The following is a 15473-nucleotide window of genomic DNA, read 5'->3' as shown; positions in this document are numbered from 1 at the left end:
GGGTCTCCATATCTGAAGCGCACAACTTGCTGTTCAGTTCGATCCACGGATGAACGACTCGTCCGCTTATCAGTCGCGGCTGAAGATCAAACCAGTTCGAAGCCGTCACCACTACTTAATCGAAGCGGGCGCCAGTATCCTAGTCACGCTCCCGGACAGCCGGCAAAGGGGCCGGCGACGGTTCAACGGGCCGAATCAGCTGCGTTCTCGCTGGTATCTACGCTCAAGCAGAGGCCCCAGGGAACCAAGGGGAGAGCGATTCTTCGTTCAGCCTGATGGGTTGGAGAAAGGATTCCACCGACGAGGCTGGCCGTGTCTGTGGCGATTACGACTTCGTTCTGGTCCACGATGCATGTGTTTGGGGGCAACGGCCGGAGGAAAGGGTCGAATTCGGCCTGGAACTGGCTGACGAAGACGTCTGCGGCAGCGACGCCTGCCATTGTGCCCGCTCTGGTGACACGTTTGCTGAAGTGACGACGTGTTGGTTTGCGCCAAGTGCGTCGATGTAGGCGTAGGTGGCGTGGACTTTGTCATCAGGGTCCGGAGCAGGCCACCATGGCGTTGTCAAGTAGTCGTAGAACTCCGGGCCCATCTCGTATTCGTACCGTTGCGCCGATTCCGGTCCCGACGGGAGGTAGCACCAGATGGAGCCGGGTTCGCCAAAGTAGGATGAATCGGCTCTGAATCCCGTCCCGTATAGTTCCGGCATGGCGTTCAGATTCTGACGCGCCATGTAGTAGACGTTATTCAATTCATCCAGCCTGGCCCTCTTAGCACGGCTAATGGCATCATGGGCGGCTTCTTCGACCGTCCGGATCGATTCGGCGGCGGTCCCTAGGAGGCTCACAGCGCACGATTCGAGTGCGGAAACTGCGCTATCTATGCCTTCGATTCCGGGTGGTGAGTCTGGTGGCGGAGATTCCAGGGACAGCCGCAGGTCAATGAGGCGGTTCATGTCCAGGCGCACAGGCTCTTCGGCGAGGCCTCTGGCACGGGTGGTGTCCCCGGCCCGTATTGCGTCCACAATCATCGTGTGTTCGTACGCCGCCATACGCCGACGGTCAGGCGAGCTGACCCAAACAACCAAGGCCGCCACCTCCGCCTGCGTGGCAATCTCCTGGCGGGTGAAAAGGACGGATCCAGAGGTGGCTGCAAGCCCGGATGTCGCGCAGATCCTCAAGGGAGTACGTAGCAAGGTTGTCCCGCTGGGCCTTGGCGATGTCCCCGGTGTTCGCCCTCACGAAGCTTCCGCCGCCCTTTCCGCGTCGCGATACCAAAAGCCCCAAGTGACGAAGTTCGGCGAGTCCTGCAGGAGTGTTCCAGAACGCTTCCGGGCTACATCCGATCGTGCGAGGGAAGAGCACCGCCTCCGAAAGGCCCCACCAGCGCCGTAACAACACCACCATTTAGCGCTGTAACCCACAAGCGTCCAACTGCCTGGCCAGACATCGAGTTCAGCTTAAACGCCGTCCGGTTACAGCGGTCTCCTACCAGCGCTGTCCAGCCCATGCACGGGGAGGTTGCGTCTCTGTCGTCGAGCATTGGATAGATAACGACCCGGCCCGTCAGAGAAGGGCTACCACGGTCTCGGCATATAACAGCGACGCCGGCGGCGATTCCGGCGACAGTGAAGTGGCCATGTACGGCAGGGTTCACGTCAAGGGGGAGCCGTGATGAACACGATCCGTTGAACTCGCACAGTACGGCTTCAACCTCAAGATCGAAGCCGTACTTGCGACTTTTCAGGTAAGTGAGCTCGTTGGTTCGACTCCATACGTTTGTGGCCTGAACATGGGGATGGCGCCAACGAGTTCACGCGTGTAGTCGTCCGCCGGTGAATCGAACAGTTGGGTGACCGGACCGATCTCCCTGACAACGCCCTTCTGCAAAACGAGCGCGCGATGGGCTATTGCGCGTACTACCGCGAGGTCATGGGTGACGAATACTACAGACGTGCCGTACTCAGCAGACAGTCCGGATAGGAGATCGAGTATTGCAGCCTGCACGGACACATCAAGTGCTGAGGTGATTTCGTCGGCAAGAATCAGCCGTGGATTCGTCACGAATGCCCGTGCGATGGCTATGCGTTGCTTCTGCCCACCAGAGAGCTCACTTGGGTATCGATGGACCATTGATTCGGGAAGATTTACGTCCGCCAGGATTTTACGTGCTCGTTCTTCACGGTCGGCCTTGGATAGCTCGGGAGCAAAGAGATGCAGTGGCCTGGTGACGAGGCTCATTACGTCGTGCCGCGGGTTTAGAGACATGTCGGGGTTTTGGAAGACTATTTGCACGTCGCGCCGCGCGGAGCGTGACCTCTTTCCCACGTCTGGGGCCAGTGTGGCCCCATCAAACTGAATTTCTCCACTGCTGCGTGGGTGCAGTCCTGCAATGGCACGCAGAAGAGTTGATTTTCCACTGCCCGATTCGCCGACAAAGGCGAGCGTCTCACCTGGGGCGACGCTGAATGTGACTCCCTTGACGACCGGGATCGCATGACCACGCGAGCCGTACTCGCACCAGACATCATCAACAGAAAGCAGCGACGTTGAATCCTCGACTGTGCCCAGGACTCCAGGTCGGTCACTTATCGAAAGTGTTTCGTAGTTGCCAGCCCGGAGGCACCGGACGTTGTGTGTTGGCCGCAGCGGCAACAGCTTGGGGTTGGATTCCGAGCAGCTCTTGATACTGAACTGGCAGCGTGGTGCGAAGGGACAGGCCCCAGCTACAACCCCTGGAGGCGGTGCCCCGGGGATCCCTGATAACGCACGAGTGCCGGTTGCATCCGGAACGGGCCGCCAGCAGTGCCCTGGTGTAGGGGTGCTCTGGACGTGACATCAATTCACCCGCTGGACCGGACTCGATGACTTGGCCCGCATACATAATCGCGATTCGGTCGGAGACCTCCGCGAGGAGAGGCAGGTCATGGCTAACGAACAAGGCAGCGGTCTGGTGCTCCTCCACTACGCGTCGGAGAAGTTTGACGATCCTTGCTTGGGTCGTAACGTCCAACCCAGTCGTCGGTTCGTCGAGGATCAACACCTCGGGATTGCATGAGATAGCAATCGCCAGGTTGATCCGCTGTTGCTGACCACCACTGAACTGATGCGGATAACGTCGAAGCGCGGCCTCCGGATTAGGGACGCCGACCTCCTTCAAAAGCTCCACTTGCCTGTCATAGTTGGCTTGTCCGGTTAGCCCGAGGTGGATCTTCATGGGCTCGGCCATCTGACGCCCAATAGTCAAGGCCGGAGTCAATCCATTCGACGATGCTTGGGGCATGTAAACTACCTTGCTCCCCCATATGCGTCGAAGTTGTGCAAGGGGGATCTTCAGAAGATCAATGTCGCCCAGCTTTGACTGGCCGGCGGGCACTTGCATGGCGCCCGGCCGATAACCGATCGCCGCCAACGCCGTCGTGCTCTTGCCACAGCCGGATTCGCCCGCCATTCCGAGGATCTTTCCTCGCTCCAGCACGAAATCGACGTCGCTCACGACCTCTTTCAGGACGCCGTTCCGCAGGCCGTACCCCACTGAGAGGCCTCGCACTTCCAGTGCGACCGAGGTACTCATAGCATGAAGTCCTTCGTAGTGTCTTTGTTGACGTAGGAGATGATCGCATCTGCGATCAGGTTGAGGCCAACCGACAGCGCGGCGATGCCGACTACCGGCGCGAGAGCCGCCCAGGGCTGAACCTGCACGTAGCCCAAGCTGGTCGCGATAGATAGGGCCCAGTCAGGGGAGGGTGGCGTAGCTCCGAGGCCAAGGAAATTGAGGGCTGCAACGAAGAGCACGCCGTAGGTGATCCTGAGGGCAAGATCCGAGACGAGCGGCCCGACGATGTTCGGGGCGATCTCCCGCACGACAATGGAAACAGCACGCTCGCCGCGGGGCCCGAGCGGCTTGGACATAATCGGCCGTGACAACTGCCAGCGTGGCACCCCGGGCGACTCGTCCGATTGGCGGTACGAACACAACAGCCACCGTAATCAACAGAACTGTCGCCGACGAGCCGAACCCAGCTATAACGGACAGGGCAATGAGCAGGGGCGGGAGAGTCAGGAGAATGTCGAAGACTCGGGCAACCACCTTATCGAACACTCCCCCGGCATATGCAGCAACCATCCCCAGCAAGCCCCCGGTGATAGTCGCCAGTGCAACGGCCGCGAGGGGAATCAGCAACACCATCTGGCCGCCCAGTAGGAATCTGCTGAAAACGTCCCGCCCCAAGTGGTCCGTTCCGAACGGCAGACCGCTGCTGGGCGGCGACAGCGGGCGCCCGACAGCAAGCTGATCGTACGCATGTGGAGCCAATGCCGGACCGAGAATGAGCACGAGCAGGACGGCGCTGACAATGACCAGTCCGAAGCGACCCGACCAGGTGTGGGTAATGGGTCTCAGAGGACGAAACTTACGTACTGGCCGACGATGAACAGCTGTGGCTTGAGGTATGGAATCAACGCTCATCGGGCTGCCTTCAATCGTGGGTTGAGATACGTGACGAAGATATCCGCGATGAAACTAAGTGCGATAAATACCGCCCCCAGTAGCACGGTTATCGAGAGAGCAGAGTTGGTGTCACCCTGGGTGATGGCCTGAATCAAAAGACGGCCCAGCCCTGGGAAACCGAACACGTTCTCAACGATGATGGCTCCGCCCAGCAGGTACGTCATGACTAGTGCAACGGCGTGCACGAGCGGGACGGCCGCGGACCGGGTGGCGTGTTGCCATACAACTAGTCGCCTGGGCAACCCCCGCAGAACGGCGTTCCTTGTGAACGGTGCGTTCAATGCCTCCGAAACGGACGCACGTGCTATTCGTGAAACGTAAGGCACGACACTCAGTCCCAAAGTCAACGCGGGGAGGATGAATGCCAGGAACCAGGCAGCAGTAACCTCCCCCGCGGCGGCAGACGAGCCAACGGGCAGCCAGCGAACCTGGACGGCCAAAAGGATCATCAGGCCCAGTCCGATGACAAACTCCGGGAGCGCGGCCAGCACTGTCATCACAACGAATGCAACTCGGTCAAAGAACCCTCCTTTTCGAGCCATGAACACTCCCAGTAGGATGGCAACGGGAAGGGACCAGGCCAGAGATGCCAAAGCGAGCTCTGCCGTGTGGGCGAAAGCAGGAAGTACCAGCGGCTTGATCGGTACTTTTGAGATCAGAGTTGTTCCCCAATCACCCTGGATGTAGTGACCGAGCCAGTCGAAGTATCGAACGAGCAACGGACGATCCAGTCCCTGCACCGTGATGAACGATTGCAACTGCTCGTCGGTGACGTTGATCCCTAGGGCGTTGCGCGCGATTTGCTCACCTGAACGGTTCATTGCTACGAACGCTATGAATGAAATCAGCACGAGCGTCAGAACCGACATCAGAAGCTGACGGCTCAACGCCAAAACGCGAGACATACTCCTGCCGCCAACCACCACCGGGTCGGCTACGGGTTCCGCTGCCACGCTTGTCATGTCATTACCCTTCTCAGTTGCGAATCATCGATCGTGTCTGCCCGTCCCTCGGCTTTCAGGCCAACCACGTCTTTCTGAAATCCACCGTGTCAACAGTGATGAACAGGCCGTTGACTTTGGAGGAACGAGCATAAGCCGCGTCCGCCCACACAGGAAGCAGAATGCCAAAAGTCTTCCTGGCTTGAAGGAAGGCCTTCTGAGTCAGTTCAATCTGCCGGCTCGGATCCGTGGTGGTGTAAAGCTCATCAACGATCTTGTCCAGGGCCGGATCCGAGAAGTGGCTGTACGGCCAAGCTGCGGTGGAGCGGTAGCTGGCATCAAACCGGGACGGAGGGAAGACCTGAGGACAGTACGACATGAAAGCAGGAGTAACCATGTACCCCTTGGACCAGTACGTGTCCGGCGAGTACTGATCCAATGTCACGTTGATCCCTGCACCCTTGACGGCCTGCTGCCATGCTTGAGCAGCGTCCAACATCCCAGGCACCGAATCGGTAACACTCAACTTGATATCCAGGCCATTCGGGAAACCCGCCTCGGCCAGCAACGACTTCGCCTTATCGGGGGCGTACTCGGGCTTAAGGCCAGGAGGATTCCAAGAAGAATCAGGGGCAATAAACACGTCCGCCGCTGCCGAGCCGTGGCCCTGCAGCGCGGTTTCAACCATCTTGTCGCGGTCGGTTGCAAGCTTAATGGCATCGAGCACTCGCGGATCGTTGAACGGCGCGACGCGCTGATCAAAGGCATAAATCCAGGTTCGCTGATTCTTGATCGTTTCGAGCACCAGATCGTCGCGGCCTTGAATCCCTGCCCACAATGAGATTGGAATCAAATCTGTGACATCTGCCGCTCCCGACAGGGCGGACTGCAGCTTGGCGCCCTGATCCGGCGTAATCGTCGCTTCTACCCCGTCCAAGTACGGCGCCCCACCCCAGTAAGCGTCGTTCCGCGCAACCTTCCAGCTGGATCCCGGGCTCCAAGCCGTGATCTTGAACGGCCCCGTGCCCACGACAGTGGTACCGCTGAAATCAGTAGTACCCTCCTTAACTATGTGACTTAGGGAGTTGCCAATAGTCTGCATCAAGACGCTGTTGGGCTTCTTAAGATTGAGCACTACAGTCGAGGCATCGGGTGCCGAGACCCCATTCATATCGACATAAGGCGACATGAATGCGTTCATAGAACTCCCGGACTTTGGATCGAGCCAGCGGCTGATGGTGTAAACGACGTCCTTTGACGTGAAATCAGTTCCGTCATGCCACTTGACGCCGTCCCGAAGGTGGATCGTCCACTGCGTGGCAGCAGCGTTTACATCCCACGAGGTCGCGAGAGCAGGCTGCGCCACAAAGTCCTTGTCGGTAACAGCGAGCGGGTCATAGATCGCCTTTATGATTGTGGATACATTGCCGGTGAGAGCCGTACCAGGATCCAGGGTGTCCGAACTGCTACCATCACTGATCGCGATGCGCAGCGTACCGCCCTTCTGGGGAACTCCCCCGGACTGTTCTGAACCGGTGCCAGGCGAGCTGGTGCAAGCAGCCAGCAATAGTGCGCCGAGGCTGATGCCGCCGACCGCAAGCACCTGCCGTCGGGAAGCCTCCAGCTTGAACGCATTGACGGGCCTGGCTGCGGATGACTCGTGACTGCTGTGATCCATGTGGTACACCTCCATGTTCGGTGCATCGGACAGACCGATGACGATTGATAAAGAACTTATCTGTGAAAAAGATCACCGTTAATTGTTGATTTTCATAAAAGGGAGATCGCCGTTGGTGTATCCCACAAGCCCGATACATCGAGCGGCCGCAGACTACCTTGGTCAAGTTGTTTGGACAGAGAGTTTGCGTCCTTCTAGGCCAGGCGTGCGGAAGCCCCCCATCGACGAAGGGAGTCCCCAAAGCGCCGTTAAGGACGTCGACACCCTCACTTTGCTGCTTTAGACGGCGACGGGGCGGGTAACCCGGGTGTGCTGTGCCTTCACCAGATCGTGAGCGCCGTGATGTGCGGCCGAAGGTCTCCTCGGAGGTCATTGACCACACGGGTGTGTTTGTCGAAAACCATAGTCGGGCGCGAGGCCGTGTTGTAGGCCGGCCAGGCCAGGCTGTCCGTTGAGGGGTCGCCCGTCCTGGCGAAGTTCATCCAGGCATCGAACATCTTGTCCCCTACATTGAACCGGTCTCCATTCGGGTCGGCGGCGGTGCGTGCCTCATTGGAGTCCTAGCCGTCCCAGGCCACACCGTAGTCCTGACGGTTGAAGACGAACGGAAGCTCAACGCCGTGCGGAGACCACCTGCCATCGAAACACGGAGTCCTCCATTGGCATTCATACGCGAAGACCTGGGCCCCTGCCTGTTCGGCCTTGGCAGAGCTTTGCCGCACTGCGCTGTTCCAAAAGCCGATGTCGGTCGTGATCCGCAGCGAAAGCTCCGTCTGTGGCAGCGACGGCATGGCCCGCCGGTATTCATCAATCAGGGGGACGAGCTCCTCAACCTTGACGTTGCTGACGATGGCGTACGGCGCCAGTCTCCGCGCGAACTCGAGATCGTCGGCGGGCGGTATTTCCAGCTCCCCTGGGACGAAGCCGGCAAAACCCACCGTCTCGTGCAGATCGGTACCGATCATCATCGGGATGTGGCGGGCAGACTCCGGAGCACCATCTGCCCAAGAGTTACCCCTCAGGATTCTGCCGTCGATTACCGGCCCGTATTTCAAGGAGGCCGTCAATCCGTTCGGGGTCAAAGGCGGGTCGGTCACCTTCTCCACATACTGCGCAATCGCCTTCGCCGGGGCCGCCTGCAGGGCCTGGAGGTCGCCGTGGCGGATGCCCAGTTCCCGGTAGAGGCCCGCCGTTACGGTTGAGGCATCCTCGGCCGTGTTGGAACTGAGCAGGGAGCCGCTCATCACGATGGCCTTATGGAAGAGGCCTTTGGCCTCCTCCATCGCCATCAGGCCGATCACCTTGGCTCCTCCTCCGGACTGGCCGAAGATTGTGACGTTGTCCGGGTCGCCGCCGAAGGACGAGATGTTCTCCCTCACCCACTGCAGCGCGGCAACGAGATCGAGCTGGCCGACATTTCCCGAGGTAGCGAACCGCTCGTCGGCAGACTCACCGAGATACGTGTATCCGAATGCGTTTAGCCGGTGGTTGACGCCGACGGCGATGACGTCACCCCGGCGCGCCATGCTGCCCCCGTCGTAGAACGGCGCGCCCGCCGAACCCCAGATGAAGGCCCCCCCGTGCAACCAGACCAAGACCGGCAGGTTCGAGGACATGGTCGCGTGGTCCGGCGCCCAGACGTTGAGAACGAGGCAGTCCTCGTTTTCAACGCTGGGGTCCACCCAGTCAGGGAAGTCCGGGTTGATCTGGGGACATTGAGGACCTAGCTCGAGCGCGTCCCGCACCCCCGCCCAGGGCGTGACCGGCCGAGGCGGCAGGAAGCGATTGGGCCCCGCCGTCGATGCACCATAGTGGATGCCCTTGAACACGGCCAGCCCATCGGCGACCCCGCCGCGCAGTCTGCCCGGTTCCGTCTCGACTATCCGGTAGCCTGTCGAGGTTCCCGCGGCAAAACCCGACTCAAGGGGTTTCACCACGGCGATACTGTTACTTTTGCCCGTTCCCGCGTAGTTTTCAGTCGTCATGCTGGTTCAGGCTCCTGTGCTATGGCCGCGGTCGATTCCCGGTCATAGGAGTCAGATGCGGCAGATTTCGAGAAAATTCGAACGTTAGGAAGCTTTCGCTCGGCACATACGCATGAGCGAGTTGCGCTCTTATCCCGACAATGGGGGGCGTAGCCCCACTTAAGGTTCCGACCAGGCAGAGGGATTCCTCCGGGAGCTGCGTGGCTAAATGGCTTGATTTCTTCAGCGAGAGTTGAGAGGAATATATGAGAAGGAGCGACAGAGTGGAAAGTGGAGAATATACGGCAGACTCAGGTGCAGCTCGGATACTCTCCAACGCACGCTTCGGCCTGTTCCCGCTGCCGGGCAAGGACGCCTGCGTCTGAGCAGTATCCTGTTCCGCTGCGCTTGAGGCAGAGGAGGCCCCTCAGATGCCCGCCGGCGTCGACAACTGCGAGCCGGCGTCGTCCTAAGAGCTTGAGCCACGCGGTCGTCCGACTGATGGGCCACCACTCCGAGGCTGTCCTATCCTCAAGCCTTCCCAAATGGACTGCCGGCGCTTCGTCGGGCGCTTCCGCCGCAATGTCAGAGCGTTCGATGGTGGTCAAAAGCTGTCCGTCTGCCGCGACCACTAAGGCCAGCTGCACGTGGCCGTCAGCGAAGAGGGAACGAACTTCGCCAACGGTCGAGGTCCGAGGGAGCGTCTTGGGGAACCTCACCATCGCCGCCCCGACTGTGCCGCTGGCAGCTGGCCGAGTGCCCTGCCGACGTTCCAAACCTTCTCCCCTCCGCATATGTTGTCGAGCGTGTGCTCCCCGCCTCACCGCAGACTACACATCCCAGCCTGTGCAGCAAGCCCTTAAATGAACGGTCACCCCAGGCCGATATGGCGACGACGACCGACGAATGCGTGGATAAGCAGCGCTATGAACACCGCCATGCAGAGCAGCGCACCGATCGCGAAGGTTGCCCGGATTCCGTCCCCGGTTGCGTGGAGGTCAGGTGCCATATTCGCCGCGAGCACAGCGCCAGAAACGGCGGTGCCGAAGGAAGCGCCAACTGATCGTAAGACCTGGTTGAAGCTCACGGAACTTCCCAATTCCGCCCTAGCCACGCTTCGTGCAATGAGAGCAGGCATTGCGGCGTAACTGGCCCCCATACCGACACCGAAAGTGACCATCCCCGCCAGAATCTCCCAGAGTTCATCGTGGGCAAACCAGAGCAACATTCCAGCCCCGGTCATAATGCCGGCACCAATCGGCAGAAGCGTTGTTAGCTTTATTCGTCGTGAGAGCCAGCGGACCAGTCGGTTGGCCGCGAAGCTTCCCACGGAGAGCGGCAGCATCACGAATCCAGCCCAGAAGACCGGAAGGGCGATGCCATACCCGGTGGACAGGGGAGCTTGTGCGACGAGACTTGAAATTGAGAGGCCGATGTACAGTGCGGCGCCTAATCCGGTTCCAGTGGCATTAGCGAGCAAGACCTCACCGTGCCGGAATACTCGTAGGTTGATCAGGGGGTCCCGCAATCGAAGCCCGGTCCTGACCCAAAGGAACAGAAAGAGAGCGGCCAAAGCAAAGCTGCCCATTGTCCACGGAGATGCCCACCCCCACGTTGGTGCCTCGCTCACACTGAGCAGTAGTCCGCCCAGACCTAGGCTGAGCAACGCGGCTCCGCAGTAATCGAACGGTAAACGCGCGGCTTGCGTATCAGGTCCTGCCGGAACTGCAACGAACACCACTACGATTGCGGAAACTACAAAAAGCACTGCAAACCAGAACGCGACACGAAAATCCGTTAGGCCCGCGATCACTCCCGTCAAGGGGTACCCAAGTCCCAGGCCGGTAGCCACCGTCACGGATAGGCTGGAGATAGAAACCTGCACTTTGTCGGCCGAAGCGTAGCGGCGGGCAAGAGCAATCGTCACCGGTACTATTCCATAGGTCAATCCTTGAAGGGCTCGACCGATGAGGAATACCGTAAAGTTTGGCGCCAAGGCCCGCCACCACGGAGCCAACAAGGATGACGGTCAAGGAGACCAGGAGAAGCCGCTTCTTATGGGGGCCATCGCTTAGACGCCCCATTATTGGTGTTGAGATCGCTCCAAACAACAGGTTGACGGTGAGCATCCACTGCGCGTTGCTGACCGAAACATCCATCTCGCGAGATATAGCAGGCACCAGCAACATGCCGAGCGAACTCACGATCGACGTCGAAAGGGCTGCATAAATCAGAGCCGGAACCAATCGGGAGGGCGCAGGCGAGTCAGTCATCGAACGAATGCTCTCGTACGGCAAGCGTGATTCCGTTTGAGCTGACGCGCGATATGCCTGCCAAGTTGGAAGCGGTCGTCCACGGAAAATCGGCAGGACGGTCCAACGATCCATTTGTGCCCACAGGCTTCCTCCGCTCTGTATGAGGTGTATGAAGTAGCGGATTCAGATTCTCGATAGAGGAACACGTTATAACGTCGCTCATTCGCATAATTATACACAAGTAACTTGATAAAGTTGCATGATCTTTTCGATGTTCATCGCCCGGGAAGCATGCGACATTGTCGGATTCACCGCATCAACGTTGGTCGGTCATCTCGGAACCGCCACTGTGGGCGTCGCGAGGACACCTCAAGTTCGGTGGGTACGGCTTTTGATTACGCCGGCAATACATCTGGAACATCGGCCAATGCACCAAGAGCGTTCGGATGACTGTTCGTTCGTGTTCAGTCGCCACATGACATCAGCCAAGCACGGCGATTCGGATCCAAGTCGAAACAGGCACGACGGCGGGCTGCGGCTTCCACGCGAAGCCGCACCGCGCCGTCGAACTGACTTGAAGAAGAGGCAGACTGCTGCGGACGGTCCCATGCCCGCGAGCTGGTCGAATCCTCGTGCTAGAGGCTGAGACCCTCGGCCGCAGCATGCCGGTAAAAGTCGACGTGCTCAGCGGGGAGCGGATCCTTGTTGAGGATGACGTCGGCTGCCTTCTCGGCGATCATCATGACTGGCGCATAGAGGTTCGCATTTGGGATAGACGGCATCACCGACGCATCGACAACTCGAAGGCCCTCAACTCCGTGCACCCGGAAGCTGTGGGGGTCAACGACTGACTGGTCATCGTTCCCCATCTTGCAGGTCCCGCACGGGTGGTATGTCGTCTCGGCATCCTTGGAGACCCAGTCGAGGATCTCCTCGTCCGTCTGAACTTCGGGGCCAGGCGAAAGCTCACCGCCGTTGAATGCTGCGAAAGCGGGCTGATTCATAAGGGGCCCCGGGTAGTGCGAACACCGTCAATCCATTCCTGGCGATCACGTTCGGTGGACAGATAATTGAACGTCGCAACGGGCTGCTCGAACGGATCGCTGTTCCGCAACTTAATGTGCCCCTTCGACTGTGGCTGCTGCGGACCGAGGTTGATTTGATACGCGTGAGGAGTCTCGGCAGGGGTGCCGTCGTTCCGCACCCCAAGCGTGAGCATGGTGAGCATCAGGTTCGGCATGGGGGCGTCATCGAACGAGCGGACGAACCCGCCGCCTTCGAAGTGATTCGACGCACCCGGCCCTGTCTTATTGAACAACCACTTGAGACCTGTCATCGGATAGGTGTGCTTTTTGACGATGCTCTGGTTGGAGACGGGCTGTTTGCACTCGAACATGATGAACGCTTCAAGGTGATCCTGCAGGTTCTCGCCGACACCAGGCAGATCGGCGATGACGTCGATGCCATGCTCCCTTAGCTCGGCGGCGTTACCGACGCCCGACAGCTGCAGCAGCTGCGGCGAGTTGTACGCACCGCCGCTCAGGATGACTTCAGCGCCTCTGGCGATGGTCCGCTTCCGGAACCGGGTGGCAAACTCGACGCCGACTGCGCGTGTCCCCTCGAAGACCACCCGTGTTGCTCGAGCGCCTGTGATGACGTCGAGGTTTTTCCGCTTCTTCACCGGGGCAAAATAGGTGCGCGCAGCGTTGTAGCGTTCGCCGTTCTCGATGTTTGAATCGAACGAGGAGAAGCCCTCCTGGCGGTAGCCGTTGACGTTATTGACGAGTTCGTAGCCCGATTGCTCGGCCGCTGAGAAGAGCGCATCGAACAACGGGTTGCGCGATCCGTTGTGATGGTGCTGATTAACTGGAATAGGTCCAGATTGACCACGGTACTCACCGGTGGGATCCGAGCCCTTGAACGTCTCGATCCGCTTAAAATACGGAAGAACGTGAGCGTAATCCCATTCTTCGGTTCCGGTCTCTTGGGCCCAGCGCTCATAAACGAGTGGATTGGCGCGCTGATAAAACATCCCGTTAATCGAGCTGCTTCCACCCATGACTCTGCCGTGATAGTGGTCGATTCGACGACCCTTAAGCCCTGTCTCCGGCTCCGACTTGGTACGCCAGTCGTAGAAAGGGTGGCCCATGAGGAAGAGGAATGCTGCAGGCACTCGCACGGGGACATCAAGTGAGGAGTATCTGTGACCGGCTTCAAGGACCAATACTCGGTTTTGTGGATCTTCGCTCAAACGGTTCGCGAGGACGCAACCTGCGGAACCTCCCCCAACAATGATGTAGTCATAAGCGTCAAGCTTCATTGTTTGTCCTCACTTGGTAGATGGCGTTGTTCGAACGGCCTCGCTCGACTGAAATCCATGCCTTGCCAACATCCTTCCGCAAGTGCCCGAGCGAGGGGCTAGGGAAGATTACGAAGTAACGGACGGCATCTTGTGACCGATGACAGATCATGAGATCTCCATATTCCCAAACGGGGCGACCCGGAAAGCCGATCCAGATGCCCTCGCATCGTTCTCAGTTGTGCCAGGGCTCACTTTTCTGTGTTCGTTTCAGAAAATCTACGAGGCGGCGTCCACCGCGGCAAGCGATGATTGAGCGTGACAGTGACCCAACCTTGGACGACGACCACGACCACTGAGGAGCAACTCGACAATGACCCTGGAAAGCATGGACTTTATGGCGTTTGCGGAAACGTACCTCGCTGATGAGAAAGGTGAAGACGCTTCGAAGGTATTCAACCCGGCGACTGGCGAAGTGATCGCCAGATTTCCCATAGCGTCTGATTCCGACGTCGATGCTGCCGTGCAGCGAGCCTCGGAGGCGTTCAAGACGTGGGGAAGCACGTCCCCAGCTGAGCGCGCGGCCGCGCTGCTTAAGATCGCTGACGCCGTCGAGCAGGAAATCGACGAGTTCGCGCGGATCGAGAGCCTGAACGTGGGCCTTCCGATCGGAGATGTGCGCGACTTCGTGGTGCCGACTGTCGTGGATGTTCTTCGATTCTTCGCGGGTGCTGCCCGGATCTCTACGGCGCCCGCCGTCGATGAGTACGACAACGAAAGCACTTCATGGGTTCGGCGGGAGCCGCTCGGTGTCGTCGGGCTCATCACGCCCTGGAACTATCCTCTCCTGATGGGAGCTTGGAAGATCGCGCCAGCCCTCGCAGCCGGCAACACAATGCTGCTCAAGCCGGCGACTGTTACACCCCTCAGTACCCTCAAGCTTGTGGAGATCGCCAACCGCTTCCTTCCTGAAGGCGTTATCAACCTCATCCTGGGTAGCGGATCCGCAGGCACCGCGATGGCCAAACACCCCGGAATTCGAAAGATCGCATTCACTGGCGCAACCTCCACCGGCAAGTTTGTGGCAGCAACTGCTGCAGAGACCGTCAAGAAGGTGGGCCTCGAGCTCGGCGGCAAGGCACCGGTGCTGGTGTTCGCGGATAGCCCGATTCGCCAGACGGCCAGGGACCTCGTGGCTTTCGGGTATTCGGGCGCTGGCCAGGATTGCACGGCTGCTTGCCGCATTATCGTTGAAGAGTCTGTCTACGAGGAATTCGTCGAGGCATACTGCCAAGAAGTCAGCGAGCTCGTCCTCGGCGACCCCTCCGATCCTGCCACGACACTGGGGCCGGTGATTTCAGAAAGGCAACTAAAGTCCGTCCTTGGGTTCATCGAACGCGCTCGGGAAGCCGGCAACACGATCAGGCAGGGCGGACGACAGGCAGATCGTCCGGGCTGGTTTATCGAACCGACTGTGATCACCGACGTTAAGCAGACGGACGAGATCGTTCAGAGCGAAGTGTTCGGCCCGGTAGTGAGTATCCAGTCGGCAAAAAGCGACGATGAGATGCTGCAGCTCGCGAACGACGTCAATTACGGCCTGTCGGCCAGCGTGTGGACGACCAATCTTGCGCGCACTCTGCGCTTTAGCAAAGAACTGCGCTTCGGCACAGTCTGGGTCAACCAGCACACTCCCAATGTTTCGGAGATGCCATTCGGCGGATACGGCGAGTCGGGCTACGGCCGCGAGCTATCGTTGCACGGTCTGGATGAGTACTCCCAGCTGAAGCACGTCATGGTCAAGCCTGGGCTCGACCTTTAGAAGCT

The 15473-nt window shown here is 59.2% G+C and carries 14 protein-coding genes and 1 pseudogene; 1 reads left to right on the top strand and 14 read right to left on the bottom strand.

What is annotated here, in order from left to right:
- Positions 1–325: 325 nt before the first annotated feature.
- The 14 genes and pseudogenes from LDP01_RS01845 to LDP01_RS01795 form a co-directional block, all read right to left on the bottom strand.
- A complete protein-coding gene (locus LDP01_RS01845; RefSeq protein WP_224089848.1) occupies positions 326–1051 on the bottom strand; it encodes a PDC sensor domain-containing protein in 726 nt (241 codons plus the stop codon).
- A 10-nt stretch (positions 1052–1061) separates the two neighbouring features.
- Entirely contained in the window at positions 1062–1241 is a 180-nt protein-coding gene (locus tag LDP01_RS01840) for a hypothetical protein (protein WP_224089847.1), read from the bottom strand.
- A 501-nt stretch (positions 1242–1742) separates the two neighbouring features.
- Positions 1743–2654: an ABC transporter ATP-binding protein gene (locus LDP01_RS01835; protein WP_263433739.1), complete on the bottom strand. Its 912-nt coding sequence runs from the start codon at positions 2652–2654 to the stop codon at positions 1743–1745.
- A complete protein-coding gene (locus tag LDP01_RS01830) occupies positions 2584–3573 on the bottom strand; it encodes an ABC transporter ATP-binding protein (RefSeq protein WP_263433738.1) in 990 nt (329 codons plus the stop codon). The genes LDP01_RS01835 and LDP01_RS01830 overlap by 71 nt, the downstream gene beginning before the upstream one ends.
- Positions 3570–3911: an ABC transporter permease subunit gene (locus tag LDP01_RS23285; protein WP_263433737.1), complete on the bottom strand. Its 342-nt coding sequence runs from the start codon at positions 3909–3911 to the stop codon at positions 3570–3572. The genes LDP01_RS01830 and LDP01_RS23285 overlap by 4 nt, the downstream gene beginning before the upstream one ends.
- 40 nt (positions 3912–3951) lie before the next feature.
- A pseudogene (locus LDP01_RS23870) lies at positions 3952–4125 on the bottom strand (ABC transporter permease); the annotation flags it as partial.
- A 338-nt stretch (positions 4126–4463) separates the two neighbouring features.
- Complete coding sequence (locus tag LDP01_RS01820; protein ID WP_224089846.1) at positions 4464–5471, bottom strand: ABC transporter permease; 1008 nt, start codon at positions 5469–5471, stop codon at positions 4464–4466.
- A 55-nt stretch (positions 5472–5526) separates the two neighbouring features.
- On the bottom strand, positions 5527–7128 hold the full coding sequence (locus LDP01_RS01815; RefSeq protein ID WP_224089845.1) for an ABC transporter substrate-binding protein: 1602 nt from the start codon (positions 7126–7128) through the stop codon (positions 5527–5529).
- Positions 7129–7448: 320 nt separating this feature from the next.
- On the bottom strand, positions 7449–7625 hold the full coding sequence (locus LDP01_RS23585) for a hypothetical protein (protein ID WP_346658890.1): 177 nt from the start codon (positions 7623–7625) through the stop codon (positions 7449–7451).
- Positions 7626–7688: 63 nt separating this feature from the next.
- Positions 7689–9113 carry a carboxylesterase/lipase family protein gene (locus tag LDP01_RS01810; RefSeq protein ID WP_346658889.1) on the bottom strand — a complete coding sequence of 475 codons (1425 nt, stop codon included), beginning with the start codon at positions 9111–9113 and terminating at the stop codon, positions 7689–7691.
- 290 nt (positions 9114–9403) lie between these two features.
- Positions 9404–9814, bottom strand: coding sequence for a CBS domain-containing protein (locus tag LDP01_RS01805; protein ID WP_224089844.1), 411 nt, complete (start codon positions 9812–9814; stop codon positions 9404–9406).
- A gap of 149 nt (positions 9815–9963) precedes the next feature.
- Positions 9964–11040: an MFS transporter gene (locus LDP01_RS01800; protein WP_346658888.1), complete on the bottom strand. Its 1077-nt coding sequence runs from the start codon at positions 11038–11040 to the stop codon at positions 9964–9966.
- A gap of 942 nt (positions 11041–11982) precedes the next feature.
- Positions 11983–12351, bottom strand: a complete 369-nt coding sequence (locus LDP01_RS23280; RefSeq protein WP_263433734.1) for a GMC oxidoreductase — start codon at positions 12349–12351, stop codon at positions 11983–11985.
- Entirely contained in the window at positions 12348–13667 is a 1320-nt protein-coding gene (locus tag LDP01_RS01795) for a GMC family oxidoreductase N-terminal domain-containing protein (protein WP_263433733.1), read from the bottom strand. Before LDP01_RS01795 ends, LDP01_RS23280 begins: the two co-directional genes overlap by 4 nt.
- Positions 13668–14019: 352 nt before the next feature.
- On the opposite strand from LDP01_RS01795, the gene LDP01_RS01790 reads away from it, so the two are divergent.
- Positions 14020–15468: an aldehyde dehydrogenase family protein gene (locus LDP01_RS01790; RefSeq protein ID WP_224089842.1), complete on the top strand. Its 1449-nt coding sequence runs from the start codon at positions 14020–14022 to the stop codon at positions 15466–15468.
- Positions 15469–15473: the final 5 nt, after the last annotated feature.

This window comes from Arthrobacter sp. StoSoilB13 (assembly GCF_019977255.1).
Lineage (GTDB): Bacteria > Actinomycetota > Actinomycetes > Actinomycetales > Micrococcaceae > Arthrobacter.
This window is presented reverse-complemented; position numbering and strand designations above follow the sequence as displayed.